Raw genomic sequence first — 22,954 nt, 5'->3', positions numbered from 1 at the left:
CACGCGCGCGTGGCGTTTTTTCCCACTCAAAGGAGTTATCAGACGATGAAACTGCAAAATAAGCTCATCATCATGACAGCACTATTCAGCACTCACACTTACGCTTCTTGGCCTCCGCTAATTCTCCTTGATGAAGGTCAACTATCGTTTTTTAAATGCATACGCAACGCCTCAACAACATCAGAAAAAGAACACTGCCTAAATCATCTCCCTGAAAAAGACAGAGTGACGGCGAAGCAATATTTAATAGAATTGGAGACAGCCAATGATGCAACTAAAAGCTAAATTCTTTTACTTGTTGAAAAGAATGCATCTAGTACCAAATAACCTCATTACAATAAAAGATCTTGATAAGTTTAGGGGACTAGAAAAACAACTAGATGAGTATCGAGAGCTACTCGAAACCATTGAAAAAGAGACAGGGTATTTCAGTTCCCCGCAGGGTTTTTATTCTATTGGTCATGCTGACACATTAGACGACTACCTTTCTTACCTTTATGAAATCCGATTTGGACAAAAACCAGCCCCTAGCACTGCAATCAATTACTTACGAGCTAAGCCGTCATTCATCCAAAGCAGTGATTAAATCATTGTTTGAAAAAACAGATGAACCTTTGACACCAATATAACGATGTAAGTTATCTGCCGTTTTTTTGTCGTAAGCAAATACGGGAAAATATTTTGCTCCATTTGCCATCAACCAAATAGTTCTCGTAATTCCATTAATAAAGCCAACACGAGGAAAGTTATTGTTCGCTTGCATACAGGCTAAAGGAACAGGATTTTCAATGCCCTTTGAGAAGCCATTTTCTGCATCGGTGAACTTATAATCATTGCGCCATGCTTTTTCATTGCCTCTGGCTAGCTCCGGTACAATAGAGCTTCCTCCCTTAAACCAGACTGACTCAAATCGAAATCGGTCAACCCAAACCACGAAAGAATCATCTTCATCTGATTTATACAAACGTTTTTTCATATACACCGTTTTGTCTCTTACTGGCACATGAAAAACAGCGTAGCTATCTCCATGATGAAGCTCTCTTTTTTCAATCTTCATTGCATCTTCTTTTAAAACAAAAAGGACTAACATTATGCGCTTATTCATCGCTGAAAAGCCATCTCTTGGACGTGCCATTGCCGAAACCATTGGCACAAAAAAATCACACAAAGGCTACATCGAGTGTACTAACGGTGACATTGTCACTTGGTGTATTGGTCACTTACTTGAGCAAGCTGAACCAGAGCATTATGACGATGCACTGAAAACGTGGTCACTCGATACCTTACCCATCGTCCCTAAAGAATGGGTTTACGTGGCAAAGGAAGAAACTCAAGACCAACTCAATGTGGTGCTTGAGTGGATAAATAAGTCAGACATTATCGTTAATGCTGGCGACCCTGACCGCGAAGGGGCTTATTTAGTCAATGAGGTACTAGAGTTTGCCAACCTCCCACAAGAAAAGTGGGACAAAGCAGAGCGTGTGCTCATTAATGACCTCAACCCAAAAGCGATTGAAAGCGCGTTAGAAACCATTGAGCCAAACAGCAAGCATATTGCTATGTCCGATGCAGCTAAATGCCGCAGCCGCGCTGACTGGCTGATTGGGATGAATATTTCCCGTATTTGTACCATCTTAGGCAAACGTCAAGGACACCCTAGCGTATTTTCATTTGGACGTGTACAAACTCCAACCTGTCAATTAGTGGTCAAGCGAGACTTAGAAATCGCTAACTTCAAACCTGTTCCATTCTTTGATGTTGAAGCGCACTTTGAGCATGATGACATTGCCTTTAAAGCAAAATGGCAAATCCCTGAAAGCGTCAATGAAGATAAACGTTGTCTTGATAAAACCGTCGCACAATCGGTCATCGATTCGATAGGCAAAGAAGCGGTAGTCAGCAGCTTTGAAACCAAACGAGCCAAATCTCAACCCCCGTTGCCTTTCTCTTTAAAAACACTACAGGAAGCCATGTCCAGTCAATACGGGTATGGAGCAAAGGAAACACTCGATATTATTCAATCCTTGTATGAGAAACACAAAATTGTTTCTTACCCTCGAACTGATCAGCCTTATTTACCGATGGTAAAGCGGGATGAAATCGAACTCATCTTAGCCAATCTAGAAGGGGTGAATAACAAAGAGTTGGCAACATGGGCGACTGATGCTGACACCTCTCTGGTCAGTCCTTGTTGGAATGATAAGAAGCTTGAAGGCAAAGCGCACACGGCGATTATTCCAACCACTCGCGCACCCGACCTTGATTCACTCGATGACAAAGAGTTGAACGTTTTTCATGCTATCGCCAGTCGCTACCTCGCACAATTCTACCCTGTCGCCGAAGACGATAAGACCGTGATTGAACTTAAAGCGGGTGAGCATGACTTCAAAACCACAGGAACCGTAGAAGTATTGAAGGGCTGGCGTGTCGTCTTAGCGAAGAAAGAGAAAGATGAGCAATCCCTTCCTGCCTTGAGTGAAGGACAGACGATTGCCGTTGCAAAATCTGAACTACTGGAGAAAAAAACCACACCTCCAAAACCATACACCGAAGGAACACTGCTTACTGCGATGTGCAACATCGCAAAAGAAGTGACCGACCCTACCCTTAAAGCCAAGCTGAAAGAAACCGCAGGGCTTGGTACAGAGGCAACCCGCGCTGGCATGATTGAAACCTTAAAAGAACGTGGCTATCTCGAAACCAAAGGGAAAAATATTGTCAGTACCCCACTCGGTCAAATGCTGATTTTAGGGCTACCTAATAAATTACGAGATCCCGCAATGACCGCCATTTGGGAGCAACAATTAGACGTGGTAGAAAGTGGCGAATGTAGCTTAGAGAAGTTTATGAGCGTGATTGAAAAAACCGTCACGACTTATGTTAATGACTTCAAATCAAACAAGCTGGTTTTCAAGTTACCAGAATCCACGTTACCAAAATGTCCGAAATCAGGGTGTGCGGGTTTTGCCATTGAATACGACGGTAAGAAAGGCAAAGCCTTTAAATGCAGCGTTTGTGAAACTCGATTTAAGTATGACAACGGCAAGGTGGGTAAAGAAATCAAGAAGATTAAAAAACTGACGGTTTAAATTAAGTCAGTTGAGACTTGGGACAAGGTTTGCCTATGGACTCGAAACAGCAACAAATTGTTCAAACCTACTTTGCACAATTATCGACACACGCCCTAACACCGCAGGAAATTGATGCTATCCACGATAGCTACGCTCGATTACTCCTCACGCAAAACACCGATTGGACAAGCATTGATGAATTCACCCAATTGATTGAACAGATCAAGAGGGAGCCAGCTTTGCAACTTCCAATTACAATCTACTAGAGAAATCACCCATGAAAAAACTATTGATTCTAAGCGTAGCTTCGCTACTGCTTACGGCTTGCTCTGCGCCAAAACCACCTGCTATATCAGGTAAAACAGAAGACGTTAACTTGGTCAAACCCAAGCCTGTATCAGACGAAATCAAGTTGCTAAACCAAATACATACGCAGCTTATACGTAATCAACAAACCATGCTTGAGCTTGGCACTCAAGAACCATCAGAACCAAGTCAAACTTTTGTTATTCGTTACCCATTCAATCAAACCACCGCCACACTCCACCAAATAAAGCCTGCTCTGGTCGCTGCAAAATCCGCTTGTAAAGTCGAGCTACGAGCAAGAACAGACGGCGCAATTCCTACACAAGGAGATAAAGCAGTAGCGAAAAAACGAGCAACCAAATTACGCGATCAACTTGTTCAATACGGCATTCAGCCTCAAGCGATAAACATCAATTACGCTGCCTCGACTGATTACGCAGACAACAACTGGACAACACAAGGTCAAGCCAATAATCGCCGTGTTGAAATCGACATTTACAACACCTGTACGGAAGAATGATCATGACAAAAAAACTTCTACTCTTCGCATTATCTCTAGGGGTGCTACTTCCTACGCTAACCCTCTCACCAACCGCTTACGCTGCAAGCGATGCCGATTGCTCCATTTGGTTATGTTTACCAACAGGATTTCCTAGCGGTTGTGGGGATGCCAAAAGCGCATTCAAAAAGCGGATCAAAAAATTCAAACCACCGCTTCCTAGTTTTACAGGCTGTCTACTCAAAGGCAGCCCACAAACATCCACAATGGACGCGAAAGATGGTTATGCCGCTTATATTCCAGCGTCAACAGAATGTGTTAAGTGGGACAACTACGGAAAATGGAACTCAAGGTGTATTGAATATAAGACCAATCCAGTAAGCGTGATAAAAGGCACTCGCTGTACCATTCGAACACAACAAGGCGACGTCATTTACCACTACCCCAAAGGGTGTACTCGAACCATCCGTTATGTGGATACATTCATGGATGGAAAGATATACGGTGAAACCCATTACTTTGATAACAATGGTAATGATATATCGATACCAAGCCATTGATTCGGTTTTATTGGAGAAGGCGATAGCAATATCGCCTTAATCTGCATGGCAAACGACATTAAGAATCAACGCATCATTTTTAGGGTAACAGAAGCCGAAAAGAAAGACTTTTTAAAGAAAGTCGATGAAGCCCAAACCACCGCTTCTGATTTACTGCGCGAACGGGTTTTAAACGATGAATATTTCATTGTTGCCAGAGAGCCTAAAGCCTCACTGGATAAACAAAAACTCATTTATCTGTACAACAAGACTTCTAACAACCTGAACCAACTGGCACACCAAACAAACAGTTACAACAAACAAGGCAAACTGACTCATCGTCAGTTTGAACAAATCCTCAGCAACTTAATCACCATTCGCAATCTGTTGAAGTCAGGAATTGAGTATGTTGATTAGAGTCAGTGGTGGAAAAGCCGGTATCAAAGAATACCTTGAGGAAGGGATTAAAAACGGGCGGGACTATTCTAGAGATGAACTCGATGAACGGGTAGTTCTTGATGGGGATCTAGAGTTAACCAACGACATAATCAAAACAATGGAAACGGAGGGGCAACGTTACCTACATGTCACGTTGTCTTTCAAAGAAGACCACATAGATGAAAGCACATTAAACGCCGTCACCCAAGAGTTTAAGGCGTTTGCGATGAAAGCGTACCAGGATAACGAATACACTTTCTACGCCGAAGCGCATCTGCCAAAAATCAAAAGTTATGTGGATAAATCAACCGGAGAAACCGTCGAGCGAAAGCCCCACATTCATGTAGTAATCCCGCAAACAAACTTGTTAACCGGAAAGCGACTTAAACCTTTTGATTATGACAAACAGAATGAACGCTACATCGATGCATTCCAAGAGATCACGAACGAAAAGTACCAGCTTGCTAGTCCTAAACATCATGTGCGAACCACGTTCACCGATGAGAGTTCAATCATAAGCCGCCACAAAGCAGATCTCTTTCCAGCACAACAGCGTGACGCTAAAAGCAAAGCCCTAGAAGCATTACTGAGTGACAACATCACCACCATGGTGGAGTTCGCTCACAAACTTGAAACAAGTGGGTTTGAAGTCAAGATACGCAATCAAGGTAAGGACAATGAATATCTCAACATCAAATCACCAGAGCAAAAGCGTGGAGTAAACCTGAAAGACAATGTTTTTCAAGTTCCATTTGTAGCGTTAACGAAAACCGAAAAATTACAGCTTCTCGATAACCAATATAACCCGTATAGAGAGAATGGGGATAGTCGATATCAAGCCAGTGAAAAGCATCACCATGATCTACATCATTGGAACCAAACCCGCGCTTTTGAACTGCGATACGTTAATCGTCGTAACCGTCAAATGTACAAAAGTTTAAGCCTTGAGCAGAAACAGCAATATCTCATTGAAAAAAGGAACGAACATGGACAATCAAGAGTTTCAGCAACAAGTATTGACGATATTAGCCAGTCTATCGGAGCAGCAACAAAGCATCTGCTTAATGCTGAACGAAATCGTAGACACATTAAATCAGGAGTCCGAAATCTCACTCATCGACGAGCTATCCGAACTGTTGTTGCCAATTTCCAACGACACTCAAGAGATCAAAGCCCTGTTATCGTCAAACGAGACTCAAGCGACCGATTAAGTCAAATTCAATACGATTTACACACCCAAACACTGCCTAGTGTCAAACACATCAAACAACACATTGATGCACTTCAACTCTTACACGCGGTATCAAAGTCTCACGGTATCGAATTCGATAAGTACCCAATATCAAAAGGCAAAGATGGTGGCGATCGTGTCCAGTGTGGAAAACGTCACCTGAATGTCAGTGACTTTCTGACTAAAGAAATGCATTTCTCGTGGAGCGATGCCAAACAATATCTTGAAGACCAATACCTTGAGCAGCAAGGCATTGACCCCAAACAAGCGATTAAGACCACACCAGAACCAAACCTGATACAAGCAGCTTGGCGTTCTCAGCTTCATCAGGAGCGAGAACAACGACAAACCTATCTTGCAAACTACCGCTTGGAAAAAGCCGCGATATACCAAGATAAAAGCTTATCGAAAGCAGACCGTAACATCGCCCTTTCCATCACTCAAATGAACAAAGTCATTCAGGACTTGCAGTTCAAAAAAGAAAGCAGAGAAGCCAGAGAACAGCTTGTGCTTCACGCCCAAACACCACAAACCAAGGATCACCTTATGAAACAAGAAGTCGGGGTAATCGTATCCCACAAAGCCGCCCCTTATCAGCATAACGAAAAAAATAACATGAGCTACGTGGTTGAAATTGAAAACCACGGCGTAGTTCGCGAAGTCTGGGGAAAAGATCTAGAACGAGTCATGAAAGAAAACGCGGTTCAAAAAGGCGATAAAGTCAAACTGACTCAAGAAGGACAGCAAGACGTGACCGTCAATGCCAAAGTGGAGCAACAAGACGGGACAGTGAAAACAGAAGCGATTGAAACTCACCGTAACGAATGGCGCGTTGATAAAGCGACCGATGCAGAAATCAAGCAGCATGGTATCAAACATGGCATCAAACAATTCTATAACGAGGTGGAAGCCGCTACAAAACAACATCAAGAATATCAACAAAATACACAGTCAACGAGCATCACTGTGCTTATGCAAGCGGAAGCGGCTGCCGAAGCTCTCGCGGTTAAAGCCGTCGATTTAGGCGTTAAAGACAACCCATTCAACGATCAACCTAAATTAAAAGAGGCATTTGAAAAAGGGAAATTGGATTACCTTGAGCATTTAAACCCTACACAAAAAGGGAAAGCAAAAAACATTAATAACGTGAAATCTGAAAGCAAAATGAACGCTGCATTTTTAGATAAAAATCTAGAAGCCAGTCGTTTATTAATTCATTTTCCTAAGTTAAAAGAGTTAGGTATTAACGCAGAATCCATTACTAAAACAGAAAAAGGTGATAAAATACAATTAGGTGAAAAACAACTTTCTGTGACTCAATTAATAAAAGAGACTCACAACCTCAAACCTAAAGAGGTTATTACGCAGCTTACCCCTATTTATCAAACTCAAGAAAAAGATAAAGAGCGAGTCATTGAATATAAGAACAATTATATGAACAATGAAAGAAAATCCTTATCTGAACTTGAAGAAAAAGAAAATAGTTCATCTAAATCTCAACAATATCGAGGTATAGAGCACACATTATCACCAAGTCACGAACCAGAGCGTGAACGTGAGGTATTTAAGCCTAAACAAAATCAATTTGGAGAAGACATTACCCATGACACGAACAAGCTCGGTCATGTTACTTATTATGAAGGAAAAGAGAAATTGGTGACTGACAGGGGAAATAACGTCCTTATCGAACAACAATCGAATAAAGCCGTTGAGATTGGATTAAGACTCGCAATGGAGAAATACGGCAATCACTTAGATATTAAAGGGACAAAAGAATATCAACAACAAGTGGTTGATATTGCCGTTACCAATAAACTGAATATTTCATTTAAAGATAAAGCACTAAATGAAATGTTGATTGCCAAAAAGGCACAGTTCGAAAAAGGTGAGAATCTTATTTCGAAAGCAGAAACGGCTCATAAGACACAATCGAAACAAGCAGAGCAAGGACAGCAAAAAGCACAAGCAGTGAAGCAGCCAGCCAAACCAACTAAAGGTTGGGATCGATAACCAAAGAAATAGCCTTGGCTATCCCCTTGTGGACGGGGCGAAAATGTCACATTTTTGGGCGAGTTCGGCGGAGGGTGTGGCTAGGGTTTCAAAGGGAGAATCCCTTTGGCACTCGGATGTATGATAGCTACGGAGTAGCGTTTGTCATACGTCCGTATCGTGCCTATGTCCTAAAACGATCACCATAGGATCACCATTTAGTCTACACGCCGTCACCATAGCGTCACCAATAGATCTACGCGACATCACCACACATCACTATTACGTCACCATAAAAGAAGCACCAGATCACCACTACATCACCGTGGAGGCACTATTTTTGAAACCTAGCATTGAAAAACTCGATGCTGGCTTGCAAGAAATCATCGAATCACAAGGACGTTCCTCAAAAGCAAAAATCATCAGAGGGTTATTTGACCGCATCACCGAAGCGATGGAGGAAGGTATCACTCTAGATATGCTCGTCGATTACTTGCGCCAGAATGAGATACTTATCACTAAGAACTCCCTACGAAACACCCTCTATCGAATCAGAAAAGAGCGAGGCAATAAATCAACCGTAAACAAAGAGCCTGAAATAATTCACACTCAATCACCTGTCATTTCTAAAAATACGGTTCCCTCTTCTTCAACTTCAACAAAAGAAAGCGTCAGTGAAGAATTAGAAGGAGAAGAACAACTTCAAAGTATTTTAGATCGTTATTATTCAGTTAATGGACTAAAAGAACGCTATGAAGCATTAGGCGGTGATATTGAGGATTTTAAAGGCAAATCCATTTCAGACCAAAGACAGTTAGTGAATAACCTAAAGGCAAAAATCACACGTCAATTAAGAGTATAAGGAATACTATGAAAATCTGTGTTATTAATTTTTCTGGCAATGTAGGTAAATCCATTGTTTCACAACACCTATTAAAGCCAAGAATTGAAAACAGTAATATTATTTCTGTCGAATCTATCAATTCGGACGGAACAAACGATGAGAAAATAAAAGGAAAGCGATTTACCGATATTATGAATAGAGTTCTTGATATTCAAAATGTCATTGTTGATGTAGGGGCTTCTAACGTTGAAGATTTTTTGCAACAAATGAAAAAATCCATTGGTAGCCAAGACGATTTTGATTACTTTGTCGTTCCTACTATTTTCAAAAACAAACAAATCACCGATACAGTGGCAACAATCGACACATTAAATGATATTGGGATAGAAAAAGAACGAATCAAAGTTATTTTTAATATGCTCGATGAAGATAGCAATCTTTTATATGACTTCAAAGAAGTCTTTGATTGCAAAAACGTAGCGACGGTTTCAGAAGACATTTGTATTTATGAAAGTGAGTTATTTAATCGACTGCATGAAATCTCAGACTTTGAATCAATTTCTGCCCTGACCCATGATACCACCGATTATAAAACACTCATCCAATCCACCGAAGACAAAGCGGAACGCTCTGAGTACATCACAAAACTGGGACTTAAACGCCTTGCTATCGGTGTCGAGCGAATGCTCGACAATACGTATGCACACCTAATTAAGTAAACCGCAATCAAACGTGTAATACACATACCCACAATCGGGCTGGAGAGTTTTCCTAGCGGTCTCCAGTCCCCCTCATGTGGATATATGCATAACACTCCCTTTTCTCATCAACGCTGAGTATTTGGATCATGAGTGACAATCAACCTCCTTTCAGAGATTTAAAAGAAACCTACCTAAAAGAAACCCTTGGAGAAGTGTTACTTCTCAACAAAGAACTTCACCAACTGCGTGAAGAATCCATGATGCGCATCGGTATCACACAGCAAATCATCGATGACCAACTTACGGCAAGCCGTGAAGCACTGAACCAATACACCCAAGCTGCCAATGCGCACTTTGTTTCCAAAAAAGAAGAATTGCGAGACGTGGCAGAGCACGAACTAAAAAAAGCCATCCTAGACGCGCACAGAGAGCTTTTAACTTCCAAGCCCCCCAAGGTAGGGATAAGTGGCATTTTGCCATGTGTGCTGCTTTCTAGCGTTGTTTCTGTGCTTATTTCGCTATCTACCTTGTTTTTATTTGTTTTCTGAGGATTTTATTATGAAAAAACGACTTATTGCTGCTGCACTGACCATTGGCTGCATTACCCAAGCCCAAGCGGGTATACCCGTATCTATTGTTCTTGATGCGCCAGCCATGATGAACCAAGTTCAAAACTACGCACAAATGCTCAAAGAATACGCCACGATGGTTCAGCAACTGGACGAAATGAAACGGCAATTCAGCCAGATGGAAAAGGAGTTCGAAACCATCACAGGCTCGCGCAATCTTGGTGAAATTTTGAACGACCCACAATTTAAACAATACCTACCTGACAACTGGCAAAGTATTTATTCAGGTGTACGTAATAACGGTTATGACGGCTTATCAGGCACAGCTAAAGCGTTGAGAGATTCGAGTAAAGTATTTGATACCTGTGAATACATCACCAATCCTACAGAAAAGCGGATCTGCAATGCTCAAGCTGTGAAGCCAGCGCAAGATCAAGCGTTTGCAATGGATGCTTATAGCACCTCTCAAAATCGCGTGACTCAAATTGAAAGCTTAATGCGCGAGATTAACAATACATCCGATCCAAAAGCCATTGCAGAACTCAACGCCCGTATCCAAGCAGAGCAAGCCCTGATCCAAAACGAGCAAACAAAAATTGCGCTCTATAAAGAATCTGCCGCAGCCGAACAGAGACTCTTGGATCAGCAAGCCTATGAAACGAACTACAAAAGAGTGACCTCAACCAATTATGGCAACGCCGTCACCCCTATGGAGTTTTAATCATGGATATTATGATTTTTCAGTACATGAGTGGATCATTAGAGAACCTTATTCAAGCCTTTGTTATCAGTGGTTCACAAAATATCATGGATGCAATTAAGCCCATTGTGTATACCTGTGTGACGATTTACATCATGATGCAATGTTACTTACAAATAGTAGGCAAAACAGACGACCTCGCCGTTGATGTGTTTATCACCTGTATCATCGTACTTTGCGTCAGTAATATCACTCTCAATACGGGTAACTACACTGCCTACATCATTGGAGGGGTGGAAGCATTAGGAGCTGGGTTAGCTGGATCTGTATCAGATCACAACAATATAACCAATCTCTACCAGATACTTGATGACATGTTGCAGACAGGGGTTGAACAAATGACCTATTGCTTTGGTAAAGCGGGATGGGATCCCTCTACATGGACATGGTTAATTTGTGGCGTGGTGGTCATGCTAGCAATAGGTGGTTTAACGGTAGTCGCTGCTCTGATTGTTTTAGGCACAAAATTCTTACTGGCAATGCTGCTCGTCGTCGGACCGATATTCATCATCATGGCATGTTTTCCGCCGACACGTCGCTTTCTCGATAGCTGGATGGGAAAAGTCTTTGAAAACATCTTAGTGCAAGTATTTGCAGTAGCACTCATTATGATGATGATTCGCTTAATGAATGGCTACATGATAAAGAATGATCTAACTGACGGAGAAGCCAACCCCTCTGCAATTATCGTACAAATTTCGGTAGTATCAGCCATTCTTATCTACGTACTAAGGCAAATCCCAAACCTTGCTGGCTCACTAGCTGGCGGGTTCGCATCTGCGATGTTGACACTTCCAAAAATCAGACCGACACCAGACAAGCGACCTGATGACAGCCCTGATAGAATTACCAACCGTGATACATGGCAACAGCAGCAACAAAACCAGATCAGTGGTGGCGGAGCTAAAACTGGAACGTCTCCCAAAAATGACCTTTCTCAAGATCTCAGAGATCGCATTGCTGAACACAACTTAAAAAACCGATAATTATAATCCCCGCCTAGTCGGGGATTATTTTAAAAAGAATAATTACAAGCTTTTAAGGCAGCAAAAAGTCGATTTTGAGCTTCCATATCCATCAATTCTATTTTCTTTTCTTTTTGTGCTGCGGTATCAAACACTCCAAACGCATCACAATTTTGTCCATTTGGATCAGCTTTAACAACTTCCAGTAACTCAATATGCTTTGTTGTAACTTCTTCTTTCGTCATACCTTTAACGTCTTTTCTCATCGCATTTATATCTTCTTTTGTGACTTCTGCGAATGCGCCACATGACAACATCAAAATCGGTAACACTGCAACTAGATACTTTTTCATCAGTTTCTTCCTTTTTACTCTTTAGTTATTCAGGTTCAACACTATCTGTCTAGCAGCACAATATTCCCCTTTCTGAATATGTTTTTTTGCTTCTTCAAGCTTTGCTACATATTCATCATTTTTTGGGAGAGAGCCACTTTCAACCATTTCTAAAAGGTGATCAACGGCTTTAGCCTGAGATTTACATTGTTCTTCGGTCATTGCAGCATTAGCACTTAAAGAGACTAATGCCAGTATCAATACGAACGCATTTCTTTTCATAGCTATATCCTTTCCAACATAAAATTGAACAAACCATAACCAAAAACTATTTCATCAACAACCTCTAACAGTCAGATTAGTGCAAACAAAACAATCAATTATCTTTATTTTCGTAATACTTCGCCCATGACTTAACACCGTCACCATCAGGTATGCGATTAACCTGTACAACTCGTCCATCCAATACAAGCAACAAACGCCATGCAGCATAAGGGATTTCATTCTCACCAGACTTCCAGCGATTCAATGTTCTGGTTGGGTTAGACTTACTTTTTAAGCCCAACTGTTTAGCGACCACACCTAAAGAGTGAACTTCTGCTAAATGGTCAATAACCTCAGTGATTTCTTCTGGCGTTGGCTCTCTGTACTTTGGGTCATCAACAGAACGGTAGCTATCAGGTCGGTCAATGTGACGATTCATAAAATGAACTAACGCACAATGCCTCGATGCCAAATCCAATTCATGATCAAAATGTTCTCGGATCGCCTCTTGCTTTTCTTTTGGCAAATCGAAAAGCTTAGGGTTAATTCTCATGTGATATTACCTCATCAAAGTCAGTCAGGAATGGGGCATCCCTGCCCCTCTTTGATTAGTTATCCTATGCTGTTAAGCCAGTCTGCCGTAAATTTTCCTGCGCTTGGTTTCGTGGTTAGTATCATCCTAATAAGCAATTCAGGATCACAATTAGAGTCTAAAACAACACAACCAATCAATTCAGGGTGGTACTTCCTCGATACTGAACCATTTTCAGTTAACCAAAAAGCAGCGTTAGGGCAATCGCCATCAACAAAAAGAAAACCTTTCATCGAACTTCTCCATATATGATCAAACCCACTGTCTGACCTTACGGATATTATACCAAACCCAAGCCCCAAAATCACCAAAAAGGCAGTTTTGAACAACAAAATATTCCTTTTAGGTGAGATTCATAAGTCGCTGCGCGACGAATACCGGAATGCGCTTGCGTAGCAAGTAAGAAGCTAACGTTCCACGTATTTACAACCCAAACAAGACCACCTCAACTAGCCACAACCACAAAGCCCCTTCCTCCTGCTAGACCAATAACTACCTGAATGAACAGTGTACAAAAATGGTTATAGTCGAATGACAAAGAAAGAATCCGCACATGCCCTCGCACTTATCCATCATGAGGAAAACTGGAAACCTTTAGGATTTATTTCCAGCCGATTGTGGGTAAGTGCGAGTGAGCCGATAGGCTCTTGGGTGCGCGGCGAAGAATGAGCCGCGCTCGCAAAAAATCCAGCCCGAAGGCTGGATATGACCACTACATTTCTTTCAGTCCCTCAACAACAAACTGCGTCACTCTCACGGCGTTCCCCGTCATTTTACGTACCCATGCTTTAGAATAACGTGACCATTTAAAACCATTAGATTTAAGCACCTTTCTCACCGCTTCCGATGGAATACCATCAAACGAAAATTTGATGCGCCCGTCTTCCTCGTAAAGCGTCCAGTTTACGCCCTCTACCTCGCCAGCATCATCTAAAGGCGCTTCATTGTGCAGCTTTTCTAGTTCCTCGATGCGCTGTTTCGTTGTTCTAATGGTTGCGTTGTTATTCTGTAGTGCGTAGCTTGGAAAACCCACTCGACCGCAAAAGTCCCCTTCTAGTAGCTCTGCCGCGTGTTTTTCGGTGAGCTTATGAGTTTGTATCATGTACTCAACTTTGTCTGTGTTACTCATGTGCTTTGAACGGATCACCTTATTAATGGCTTTCATCATTTCCTGACTGCGCTCAAGGTTCGCCAGCTTATCTTTTAACTTTTGGATCGCTTCTGGGTCGTCTGACGCTATCCCTGCACTTCCTACGCTCGCTGCTTTCGCCTCTAGGTAGTTTGCCTTGTCTTGCGCTTCGATCGATTTACGCATGTTGTTATCAATATTTTCAATCAGTCGGCGGTGCTTACGTTCGCTATGGTGTCCAACAAGAATTGGTTGTCCGAATGGTAGAACATTCCCCAACTGGTGTGCGGTTTCAAAACGGGTATTAGATTGCGCTTGTGCTTTTTCCGCTCGCGCTTCTAAACGATCTTTTTTGCTCTCGATGCGTTCTTGATAATCGCCAAGACTGCTAACTTTACGGGTCTTGGTTTCGTCCGTTGGTGGGGTCGGCTCTGGGTGCTTTTGGTCGTGGTTAAGTGGTGAAATGTAACCTTGCTCTAGACCTTCGGTCACTTGCGCAAAGGTAAACATAAGCTTTTCAACCTTTGAATTTTCTTCCTCTACCTCTTCTTTTTCTAGAGAGAAAGAAAACTTCGCGCACGTTAATACACCATCTTGTACTGTCAACATGATCACCATGTCCGAATATTCGCGCTCATACCACGCCCAAAAATCAGATTTAGGCATTGATACAGGTTCATTGTGACGGAAACAATCATCCATACCCATAGATTGGGTTTCTAGCGTTACGGTGTCAGCATAAGCAAGTAACTGAGCGATTTTCTTTTTCGCATTCTTACGTAACTTACGACTCGTAAAAGATTTTAAAAACTCATCTTTAGATTTAGGCTGCTTAGTGATGGTTGAGCAAATTACGTTTGAGTCAGTCATGGTGAAGTTTCCTATGTTTGTTTGAGTTTTCATCTTCGTCGTCGTCTGACTGTCCACTCCTCAAACAGGGTTCTTCTCTGCAGGGGCGCGTAGCGTTCATATACCCTTGCAGAGAAGGTTCTGATTTGAGGATGGTTAACAGGAAGAAACGAGACGTAGATGGGAACTCACATAGGAAACGGCATGACTGACGAGAAGGTAAGGTGCGATTACCAGCCACTTAGCAGGCTAAAACGAAAGATGTTTTTTGCAACGAGGAACGAGGCGCAGCGCGTCGCTTCAGACGCATAGCGTAGTTGCGTTATGGGATTGGGTGACAGGAACTTAAACGAAAAGAGCCGGCTAATACCAAGTGAAGTATGAACCTGGTATTAGCCAGCTCGTATTGAGTTAAGTTATCGACACGAGGCGCAGCCGAAAAGCCCGACCGCTTGCGGTAACGCCCCAAAATTCATTGTATTACGGAAGTATGTTGTTCTTTCCAACAACGGCACCAGAACAAACACAAAGATACTTTCTTGACACACCTGAACCACTGCATCGTTAGCAGGATAAATAATTCTCCTCTTATTCGTATGCATACGTTTAAGGAAGAATATTTAAAATGGGTTTGAGAAACAAAAGGATAGAGAGATAAGGTGAAAAGCTTTAGAATGACGTTGGGTGCTCTTGGTTTTCTACCATGAGCAAAACCTGTTTTGTAAGTGGTATAAAATACAAAGCCCCGAATGAACTATAAATTCAAACGAGGCAACGTATATGTACATGACAATACAAATACTAGCCTCTTTACCATTAGGAGGCAATGAAAAATGCCAAAAAGTAAAACCGCCTTAGCGGGATTAGTAGTGATTTGTATCACTGTGTTGGTGGGACTATGGCTTGTCCGCGACTCACTTTGTGAGGTGCGTTACAAGGATGCACACACCGACTTTCTGGCACGCTTCGTTGTCTACGAAATGGTGAAGTAAGCTGGACAGGAAGAGGGTTCGCCCTCTTCCTGATTCAGTCTTGTGATGATGCAGACCAACGAGCACCCATATTTCATATCATGTACAGAGCAGCCTAAAACAGCGATGCAAATCAAACGAGATTTTGAGTATTACCACAATCTGCATAACCTAGTGACTCATGCCCTACATCATTTACTTAGCAAAGTATCAGAAACGGCTCGTCAGTAGATTGTGGGTAACATGAGAAGGCGTTTCTTCTGAAATACCAACAAGTTTTAAAGCAGCCTTTAACCGTTCCATATATTCCCCTAGTTAATCAATTCTTTCGACATAAGCGATAGAACCCGTTTCACCATGCCAAATATCAGTAATTCGATAAGCCTTATTGCCGACCTTGACAACCTCACCAATAGCGATAGGGTTGATTAACTCCACCTCGTCCAAATCAATATTTTCTTCACGTAAACGGTACTTGAATTTATGTCCAAACATGCCTATTCCCTTATCGATTGAATTTAACTTTACCAGTGGCAACTAAAGCCACTGAAAGAAGAATGTAAAACCACCTAGAGCGCTTAGGCTAACCAAGGCAGTGATTGTCATTATTCGGGTTTTCAAGCGCATATTTTCCCTCTACTCGCGATCTAACAGCTTAACTTTCTTAGCTCGGATCAGGTCTTGAATGCCACCCTCGTATTCATCATCACTCATTCGTTCAATTTCGCGGCGGTCATTCACTTTGAAAAACTCACTTCGACCTGCCCTTTCCGCTATGTAATCAATCAAGAGAGGTACGATTTGACGATCCGTTTTGTTGGTCAAATCGAGCGAACAAATATCAGCAAAAATTTCAATTAGCGTTTCTTTCAGTGGATTGTCTAAATATCCCCACATATGAGAAACCGAACTGCCCTCGTCTGAAACGTTGCCAGTTAATAACTGGTAAACATACGTTTCACTAGAGCTGCCACCGCCATTGATTAAGCCTTTCAAAATTAGGTGTTGGTAATGTTCCATTGTTAACAATTCCTATATGTTGTGTTTGTATCAGCTGCGACCGATACTAGATATTGTGGTTTGATGAGGGGCGTAAATTCCCCTAGTTAAAACCTTTAATTTTTTCGAGATTAGGAATGTGAATTACTCGCTCACATTCAGCGCAATACTGCTTAGTGCCTCCACGAACAGAATAGGAATTACATTCGATAGGTTTTCCGTCAAAGCTGTAGTATTGACACATGTTTTGCACCCAACGTTCAGTAAACCCTTCTTCACTGCCACAGTATGGACACTTACCGTCTACAACTGATTTTGGATTAGCCATAGCAGCGATTTTCCCTACTTGTTTGATTTCTTCGTATAAGCCCGTTTAGGGCGCATTCTCGCAGAGTGTAATTCCTCTGCATACATCCGGCCTTTACTAGTAAGTTGCCACATGTTTTCATTTTCTCTCGCTGAAGAATTTAGTCGCTTATCTTCATTCGATTGGTACACTAAATAACCGTTATCTACCAATGTCCTCAAGCCTACCAAGAAATTATTTGAGGCTAACTCTTTACATAACGACATGCTAACCTGTTTGCGTAGATAGCTAGTATGTACTGGAGTATGAAGACCATGCTTGAGTTCGATATAGTGAATCGTCAACATCGCGTTCTTTTGTTGTGCGCTAATCCTAATACTCAAAAGTAACCCTAATCATACCCATATGAACATATAATAAATTATATATTACCTCTTAATCATATGGGTATGATTAAGGCAATAATTATCAATGTAAGTTAGTTGCAACTTACGGCTGCAAATCGGTGGTTTTGTACTTATTGAACAGAGCATTTTAAAAGCCGACTAAAAAACTTCTTGCTCTTATCAAATGCACTCACTTGAGAAAGTGCATTCTGTAAGAGCGAGAGCTAATTTCCCTCGTTACTTCCAAATGTTGCGAATTTCATCAATAGCGGATAACCCTAACTCAAGGGATGCTACTGGTGTTCCATTCATAAACATGCGCAACTCAATTTCACCTTCATCAATTACGAAATGATCAAATCTAACTACCAAGCAGCCCGAAACCAGTAAAAAATTGGGTTTTTCATCGCGGTTTTGGTCAGACTTTATCAGGTGTTTTCGACCACCTCTGTCTTCTATATGGAGTGATTTTTCGCTCATAATTTCCCCTGTTATGGTTCGTATGTAGTATCTGTACTGCATATGGCGTCACACTGAGTACAGTGCTGATGTCGGGTATCGTTGCAATAGCACCATTCGCCGCCACCCTCACAAACATGCATATCAAAAATTTCATCGGTAGCCCAATCAACTTTTTTACAAATAGTGCAAGTTAACTTTGCCGATAAGTACGATTTTGGGCGTTCAGCCCCCTCTGCAATGTATTCTAAATCGTGCTCAGTAGGCTTATCACAAGTATCGCAAGTCCATTCCATGTCCCTTTTCCCTCTTTCGGTAGAAAGGCGGCGAACCGCCCAATGATTAGTCAATTAGTTAGCGACCACTAAGGAAGCCATTAACCTGTTGAAATAAGCGCTTTTGTGCTCTCTCATAAGTGGTACTGGTAACAGTGGCTTCTTTTATTGCATGTTTCTCTTCCATCATTTTCGCCACTGCTGTAGGTGAAGTCGGCTCATCAATACAAGATAGGTTCGCTCTTTGCACATAAAGAGAGTTAACTTTTGCTTTCTGCTCTCTCCACTCATTCAACTGCGGATAGTAAACGCCTTGTCTATCACTAAATTCTGGCGTTCCTGATGCTTCCATCATCCATTGTGCCGTTTTCTCTAACTTAGAACCCAAGGAAGTAAGTTTTTCTTCCTCCGTTCTTAGTTGGCTAATGATTGAGTTGATAGTTGCGTCCGTCATAGTTACTTACCGTTTCTTGCCTAACCGATAAATAAATTATAACACTTGCGTTATATAACACAAGTGTTATTTATGTTTTTTTAAAGATTTTCGTTTTGCTTGTAAGCATCACCCAATCACCATTGTCGAGCCTTGCAACCTCGTAACCTTTAGACACTAAGTTATTTAGCTGCTGAACGGTTTTAATACCTGCCGCTTTCGCTGCTGTCTCTCGATTACCGCCGTAGTAATCATTGACCATTTGAACAATAGAAATTCGCATGATTGACCTCTAGTTAATAACATTTCGATAGCATAACATTTGAGTTATATAACTGGCAACGATCTAGTAGCTTGCGGATAAATTTGTTTCTGCATATCAGCTAAGCTGATCATCACGCTCTGCGACACTATCAAGTGCAGCTTTCGTTTCACTCTGAGCAACATTCAACGCCGCATTGAGACGACTGCTCTCTTTTTGCTCCTGCTTGAACTGTTCTTGTAAGTCAGATGGGCACAAACCCTTTTTATACACAGGAAAAGTGGATAATAAGTGTACAACTTCAAGGTAGTTACCTCATAGCTACGTAAAGTGCCAACTTTTTCTAGGAAACTGATCATTTTGGAGATTAAAGGAAGAGATCGGGGCGAAATGAAAACACATCACAAACCGTTAACATTTAAAGAGAAACTGTAATTAACTTTCAGGAGGAAAATACAAGGAATGGAGGTGAAAGGTGGGTGATTTCTGCCATTCTGTAGCAATCAGAGAATGGAGCCAGCAAAAATCACCCTAATTTAGTCAATTTAACATATGATCCGTAATGTGAACCGATAAATGACGTACTGTAAACAAATGTCAACGTTCAAATTTCTTATGGTTTTGATCTGGTGATCGTGTTGATTGCTGAGAACGCTCTTTTGATTTGTAAGCAGACTCATGCTTACTCACAATACTATTTCCTAACTCGTAATGTTTATTATGGCTGGCGTATAGTTTCTCGATCACATCTTGCCCCAATGCTTTTGTTACCCACTGGCATAGCTCATTTTGTGGTGCAATTTTATGTATCTGTTCAGAGCCTTTAGCATGAAGCTGGACACGCATATCCGATGATAATCGGCTGTTATCAACAAAACACACTTCATCAGCTTGATTGAAAAATCCACTCACGTTTTCAAGGCTTCTTTCATAACGGCGAACTACGTCAACATCAGGGACATGGTGACCACCATTTGCCACCCTCTCTTTTATTCGCTCGATATTGATAGAAGGATGCTCCGTTGAGATATATGCCAGCTTTATAATAAAGCTTTGTTTTTTAGCCTCATTAACTAAACGCTGATAGACACCTTTTGAAGACAACGTAGTTTCAATTGAAAAGCTAACGCCGTTCTGTATATTTTCCCTCGCTCGGTTGATAGCCGACTTTCCAGCACTTACCGCCATTTTTTCAGGAGCATTTGGAGATAAATTTCGAGCAATTCTATCAGGATCAATTACATCATAGCCTTCTCGCACAAACTGAACCGTGTTGCTGCTCTTACCACTTCCATTAGCTCCAGCAACGATCACCATAACTGGACGATTAACAGACATAATCATCCCTCATTCTTGATTTTGGGGATATCTTCAATTTTACCATCGGGATAAACAAGAATTGCTTGCTTGCGTTTAGCATCCCAACTAGCAACAGGGCGACCAGCATCAAGCGTTCTCTGTGCAGCCTCGTTTCCAACTTTAGTACAGTTATCAACTAGCCTTTGAAAATTAAACATAATACACCTCTCTCATAACCCTTATTATGATCGGCTCTTAGACCGTTCCAATCTTCATTCTTTCATTCTTTCATTCTTTCATTCTTTCATTCTTTCATTCTCGTAAAGTTTCAAGAAAAATTCTTTTAAAGACAATCCTCTTTCAGCTGCAAAAGCTTTAATCTCAATATGCTTATCTGGCGTAACTTTAAATTGAATATTTTTTGTTTCTTCTGAACTAGAAGCCTTACTGCTTGCCGGAGTCTCTGTAACACTTTGCGTAAGTGCTTGTGGTGGTGCAATCTTAACTTTTGTTTTATTCATATATACAACCCTCATTAAATCATTAAATCATTAAATCATTAAATCATTAAATCATTAAATCATTAAATCATTAAATCATTAAATCATTAAATCAACTATTTCTTGAACAACACTACTTGTCAAAGAGTTCAGCGATGGATAACGAGTTTCAGTAACGGATAAGCCCTGGTCTTGTGCTGCTGAATATCCAGCCTTGAATGGAATAACGTTATCGCATACTGAAAAGCCCCAAGCTTTAATAGTTTCAAGAGCATTGGTAGCTTCGGCGGTTGTCGTCGCTTTATTAACAACAAATAGAATCTTATCGCTACTCACGCCATTCATTTTCAAGTCATTTGCAAGATTTAGTTGGGGCTCTAAATCATCTAATGATGTGCCAGTAGGGAGAACGACTAAAGATGACGATTTAGCGATTAAGATAGAATCTTGATCGGCTGCCGGACGACCATCAATAATCAAAAGATTATAAAGACTTTCATTTTTTAAAGCTGTATCAACTCGTCGATGAGAAGACGATGATATTGCAGGTTCAATATTTTTTCCATCACGTCTAGCAGTCCATTTGCCACATGTTTGTTGTTGCCAATCCATATCAGCTAAATGAACAGACCAATCATTTTCAGCAAAAGCAACAGCGACCGCACGAGCTAACGTACTTTTGGTAACACCACCTTTCTGGCTGATAAAACTAATGATCATAATTACCTCTTAGAATTTCATTGTTTAATGAAAACATGTTTTAATGATTGTAGATAAAATCTAAATCATCTCCAATAGAACAGACGCCAGCACAATAAAGCATCATACGCCATACGCCTAAATCAATGCTTCTATGCTCTGATTTGTTCTCATCAGTTTCCCATTTTCGAACATGGCTACACCCTTTAGAAGTCACTCGCTTCCCTGCTAATCGCCCTAAATCAGCTTGAGAAAAACCAAGAATTTTTCTCAACGCTTTAACCTCCGATGCCAATGGTCGTTTAAAATCCGGATGGGAAAGAGGAAGAGAGCAAGGTCTAGTTTTAAAAGCATCCTTTGTAATTGGTGTTACAGGAGAAAAATACTCCGAATATCTTTCGCTCATATCAATACCTTATAATTAAAGGTGAGTGATAAACACTCACCTTGAGTTAAAGTCTATAACCAACCACGCTCCGCAAAAGAAACTTGTTCCCCCATACCAACAACAATGTGATCTAGTATGGGAACATCAATTAAAGCCAGAGCATCACACAACCGACTTGTTATTCTTCTATCTGCATTCGATGGCTCAGCAACACCTGAAGGGTGATTGTGAGCTAAAATGACAGAACCAGCATTTTTTAATAAACACTCTTTAACAACTTCACGAGGATAAACCGAAGCCTGATCAAGCGTTCCAACAAAAAGAGTTACACATTCAATTAGTCGATTTTGCTTATCTAAAAGAAGCAAAGAGAAGTGTTCACGTTGTAAATGTGCAAACTGAAAGCTGCAATAATCCTTAACCATCTCGGGAGATGTAAAGACATCTACAACTTTAATTTTTGACTCAATAATGCTTTTAGCGTGAGTTAAAATTTCTTTTTCTTCCAAAGTAAACATGAATATCTATTCCGTGTTAGTGGTCATGGAAAATTCCCGACCTTCAAAATCATTATACCGCCACAGGGTGGCGTATGCAATAAAAACATTAAATAATGAAAACATGCTTTCATTATTTAATGAATGAATTAGTAATGGAACAGAAAACAACTATAAGAGGGTTAAATTATTGTTTTTTATAAATAATAAAATCATGGAAATTTCTTTGGTTTGCGCCCAGAAGCGCACACTCTGAACTTACTTCAAATACAAAACAAAGCCCCGCAGGGATAAGCAATGCACGAAGTGCAAGCGAAGCACCAAGCCGCTCACAGAAAGTAAATTTGTGCACAATGTTTATCGGCGCGGTTAGTTGAATGACTCATGAAATAGTTTTCGCT

32 protein-coding genes are annotated in these 22,954 nt (G+C 41.1%); 14 read left to right on the top strand and 18 right to left on the bottom strand.

Annotation, left to right across the window (positions count from 1 at the left end; genetic code table 11):
• The first annotated feature begins 45 nt into the window (after positions 1 to 45).
• The gene (locus tag KJB05_RS28410) at positions 46 to 285 is read left to right on the top strand and encodes a hypothetical protein (protein WP_182028095.1); all 240 of its coding nucleotides are present in this window, start codon (positions 46 to 48) and stop codon (positions 283 to 285) included.
• Positions 266 to 586 (top strand): hypothetical protein, encoded by a 321-nt coding sequence (locus KJB05_RS28405; protein WP_182028096.1) that lies wholly within the window; start codon positions 266 to 268, stop codon positions 584 to 586. The genes KJB05_RS28410 and KJB05_RS28405 overlap by 20 nt, the downstream gene beginning before the upstream one ends.
• Here the strand turns inward: KJB05_RS28405 and KJB05_RS28400 are convergent.
• Positions 563 to 1,135, bottom strand: coding sequence for a hypothetical protein (locus tag KJB05_RS28400; protein WP_182028097.1), 573 nt, complete (start codon positions 1,133 to 1,135; stop codon positions 563 to 565). The two genes, KJB05_RS28405 and KJB05_RS28400, sit on opposite strands and share 24 nt — an antisense overlap.
• On the opposite strand from KJB05_RS28400, the gene KJB05_RS28395 reads away from it, so the two are divergent.
• From KJB05_RS28395 to KJB05_RS28345, 11 genes are all read left to right on the top strand, one after another.
• Entirely contained in the window at positions 1,092 to 3,089 is a 1,998-nt protein-coding gene (locus tag KJB05_RS28395) for a DNA topoisomerase III (RefSeq protein WP_208445864.1), read from the top strand. The genes KJB05_RS28400 and KJB05_RS28395 overlap by 44 nt on opposite strands.
• 35 nt (positions 3,090 to 3,124) lie before the next feature.
• On the top strand, positions 3,125 to 3,337 hold the full coding sequence (locus KJB05_RS28390) for a hypothetical protein (protein ID WP_208445863.1): 213 nt from the start codon (positions 3,125 to 3,127) through the stop codon (positions 3,335 to 3,337).
• 11 nt (positions 3,338 to 3,348) lie between these two features.
• Positions 3,349 to 3,897, top strand: coding sequence for a hypothetical protein (locus tag KJB05_RS28385; protein WP_208445862.1), 549 nt, complete (start codon positions 3,349 to 3,351; stop codon positions 3,895 to 3,897).
• 2 nt (positions 3,898 to 3,899) lie between these two features.
• Positions 3,900 to 4,436, top strand: a complete 537-nt coding sequence (locus KJB05_RS28380; protein WP_182028101.1) for a conjugal transfer protein TraL — start codon at positions 3,900 to 3,902, stop codon at positions 4,434 to 4,436.
• A gap of 45 nt (positions 4,437 to 4,481) precedes the next feature.
• Entirely contained in the window at positions 4,482 to 4,832 is a 351-nt protein-coding gene (locus tag KJB05_RS28375) for a mobilization protein (protein ID WP_182028102.1), read from the top strand.
• Entirely contained in the window at positions 4,822 to 8,094 is a 3,273-nt protein-coding gene (locus KJB05_RS28370) for an LPD7 domain-containing protein (RefSeq protein WP_208445878.1), read from the top strand. Before KJB05_RS28375 ends, KJB05_RS28370 begins: the two co-directional genes overlap by 11 nt.
• Positions 8,095 to 8,413: 319 nt before the next feature.
• A complete protein-coding gene (locus KJB05_RS28365) occupies positions 8,414 to 8,935 on the top strand; it encodes a hypothetical protein (RefSeq protein WP_208445861.1) in 522 nt (173 codons plus the stop codon).
• A gap of 8 nt (positions 8,936 to 8,943) precedes the next feature.
• Entirely contained in the window at positions 8,944 to 9,636 is a 693-nt protein-coding gene (stbB, locus tag KJB05_RS28360) for a StbB family protein (protein WP_208445860.1), read from the top strand.
• A 128-nt stretch (positions 9,637 to 9,764) separates the two neighbouring features.
• Positions 9,765 to 10,166: a hypothetical protein gene (locus KJB05_RS28355; RefSeq protein WP_208445859.1), complete on the top strand. Its 402-nt coding sequence runs from the start codon at positions 9,765 to 9,767 to the stop codon at positions 10,164 to 10,166.
• Between the two features lie 10 nt (positions 10,167 to 10,176).
• The gene (gene virB5 / locus KJB05_RS28350) at positions 10,177 to 10,908 is read left to right on the top strand and encodes a P-type DNA transfer protein VirB5 (protein WP_208445858.1); all 732 of its coding nucleotides are present in this window, start codon (positions 10,177 to 10,179) and stop codon (positions 10,906 to 10,908) included.
• A gap of 2 nt (positions 10,909 to 10,910) precedes the next feature.
• A complete protein-coding gene (locus KJB05_RS28345) occupies positions 10,911 to 11,933 on the top strand; it encodes a type IV secretion system protein (protein WP_208445857.1) in 1,023 nt (340 codons plus the stop codon).
• Between the two features lie 29 nt (positions 11,934 to 11,962).
• Here the strand turns inward: KJB05_RS28345 and KJB05_RS28340 are convergent, their stop codons facing one another.
• The 5 genes from KJB05_RS28340 to KJB05_RS28320 form a co-directional block, all read right to left on the bottom strand.
• Positions 11,963 to 12,265, bottom strand: coding sequence for a hypothetical protein (locus KJB05_RS28340; RefSeq protein ID WP_208445856.1), 303 nt, complete (start codon positions 12,263 to 12,265; stop codon positions 11,963 to 11,965).
• Positions 12,266 to 12,286: 21 nt separating this feature from the next.
• Entirely contained in the window at positions 12,287 to 12,526 is a 240-nt protein-coding gene (locus KJB05_RS28335; RefSeq protein WP_182028088.1) for a hypothetical protein, read from the bottom strand.
• 94 nt (positions 12,527 to 12,620) lie between these two features.
• Positions 12,621 to 13,061, bottom strand: coding sequence for a hypothetical protein (locus tag KJB05_RS28330; protein WP_182028089.1), 441 nt, complete (start codon positions 13,059 to 13,061; stop codon positions 12,621 to 12,623).
• Between the two features lie 59 nt (positions 13,062 to 13,120).
• Positions 13,121 to 13,333 (bottom strand): hypothetical protein, encoded by a 213-nt coding sequence (locus tag KJB05_RS28325; RefSeq protein ID WP_182028090.1) that lies wholly within the window; start codon positions 13,331 to 13,333, stop codon positions 13,121 to 13,123.
• A gap of 479 nt (positions 13,334 to 13,812) precedes the next feature.
• A complete protein-coding gene (locus KJB05_RS28320) occupies positions 13,813 to 15,099 on the bottom strand; it encodes a DUF3560 domain-containing protein (protein ID WP_244142956.1) in 1,287 nt (428 codons plus the stop codon).
• Between the two features lie 812 nt (positions 15,100 to 15,911).
• On the opposite strand from KJB05_RS28320, the gene KJB05_RS28315 reads away from it, so the two are divergent.
• Positions 15,912 to 16,070 (top strand): Hok/Gef family protein, encoded by a 159-nt coding sequence (locus KJB05_RS28315; protein ID WP_208445855.1) that lies wholly within the window; start codon positions 15,912 to 15,914, stop codon positions 16,068 to 16,070.
• 294 nt (positions 16,071 to 16,364) lie between these two features.
• Here the strand turns inward: KJB05_RS28315 and KJB05_RS28310 are convergent, their stop codons facing one another.
• From KJB05_RS28310 to radC, 12 genes are all read right to left on the bottom strand, one after another.
• Complete coding sequence (locus KJB05_RS28310) at positions 16,365 to 16,544, bottom strand: hypothetical protein (RefSeq protein ID WP_208445854.1); 180 nt, start codon at positions 16,542 to 16,544, stop codon at positions 16,365 to 16,367.
• Positions 16,545 to 16,685: 141 nt separating this feature from the next.
• Positions 16,686 to 17,069, bottom strand: coding sequence for a hypothetical protein (locus KJB05_RS28305; protein ID WP_208445853.1), 384 nt, complete (start codon positions 17,067 to 17,069; stop codon positions 16,686 to 16,688).
• Positions 17,070 to 17,151: 82 nt separating this feature from the next.
• A complete protein-coding gene (locus KJB05_RS28300) occupies positions 17,152 to 17,376 on the bottom strand; it encodes a hypothetical protein (protein WP_210204784.1) in 225 nt (74 codons plus the stop codon).
• Positions 17,377 to 17,978: 602 nt separating this feature from the next.
• Complete coding sequence (locus KJB05_RS28295; RefSeq protein WP_208445852.1) at positions 17,979 to 18,221, bottom strand: hypothetical protein; 243 nt, start codon at positions 18,219 to 18,221, stop codon at positions 17,979 to 17,981.
• Positions 18,222 to 18,554: 333 nt separating this feature from the next.
• Entirely contained in the window at positions 18,555 to 18,929 is a 375-nt protein-coding gene (locus KJB05_RS28290) for a hypothetical protein (RefSeq protein WP_208445851.1), read from the bottom strand.
• A gap of 70 nt (positions 18,930 to 18,999) precedes the next feature.
• Positions 19,000 to 19,191, bottom strand: coding sequence for a hypothetical protein (locus KJB05_RS28285; RefSeq protein WP_208445850.1), 192 nt, complete (start codon positions 19,189 to 19,191; stop codon positions 19,000 to 19,002).
• A gap of 576 nt (positions 19,192 to 19,767) precedes the next feature.
• Positions 19,768 to 20,508, bottom strand: coding sequence for a zeta toxin family protein (locus tag KJB05_RS28280; protein WP_208445849.1), 741 nt, complete (start codon positions 20,506 to 20,508; stop codon positions 19,768 to 19,770).
• Between the two features lie 2 nt (positions 20,509 to 20,510).
• Positions 20,511 to 20,687, bottom strand: coding sequence for a hypothetical protein (locus KJB05_RS28275; RefSeq protein WP_208445848.1), 177 nt, complete (start codon positions 20,685 to 20,687; stop codon positions 20,511 to 20,513).
• A 78-nt stretch (positions 20,688 to 20,765) separates the two neighbouring features.
• The gene (locus tag KJB05_RS28270) at positions 20,766 to 20,990 is read right to left on the bottom strand and encodes a hypothetical protein (RefSeq protein ID WP_244142955.1); all 225 of its coding nucleotides are present in this window, start codon (positions 20,988 to 20,990) and stop codon (positions 20,766 to 20,768) included.
• Between the two features lie 78 nt (positions 20,991 to 21,068).
• Positions 21,069 to 21,689: a ParA family protein gene (locus tag KJB05_RS28265; protein ID WP_208445876.1), complete on the bottom strand. Its 621-nt coding sequence runs from the start codon at positions 21,687 to 21,689 to the stop codon at positions 21,069 to 21,071.
• A gap of 40 nt (positions 21,690 to 21,729) precedes the next feature.
• Positions 21,730 to 22,074 (bottom strand): hypothetical protein, encoded by a 345-nt coding sequence (locus KJB05_RS28260; RefSeq protein ID WP_208445875.1) that lies wholly within the window; start codon positions 22,072 to 22,074, stop codon positions 21,730 to 21,732.
• 53 nt (positions 22,075 to 22,127) lie between these two features.
• The gene (radC, locus tag KJB05_RS28255) at positions 22,128 to 22,574 is read right to left on the bottom strand and encodes a DNA repair protein RadC (protein WP_208445874.1); all 447 of its coding nucleotides are present in this window, start codon (positions 22,572 to 22,574) and stop codon (positions 22,128 to 22,130) included.
• Positions 22,575 to 22,954: the final 380 nt, after the last annotated feature.

The organism is Vibrio sp. B1ASS3 (assembly GCF_905175355.1).
Classification (GTDB): domain Bacteria; phylum Pseudomonadota; class Gammaproteobacteria; order Enterobacterales; family Vibrionaceae; genus Vibrio; species Vibrio owensii.
The sequence above is the reverse complement of the archived record's forward strand: the minus strand, read 5'-3'. Positions and strand labels throughout refer to the sequence as shown.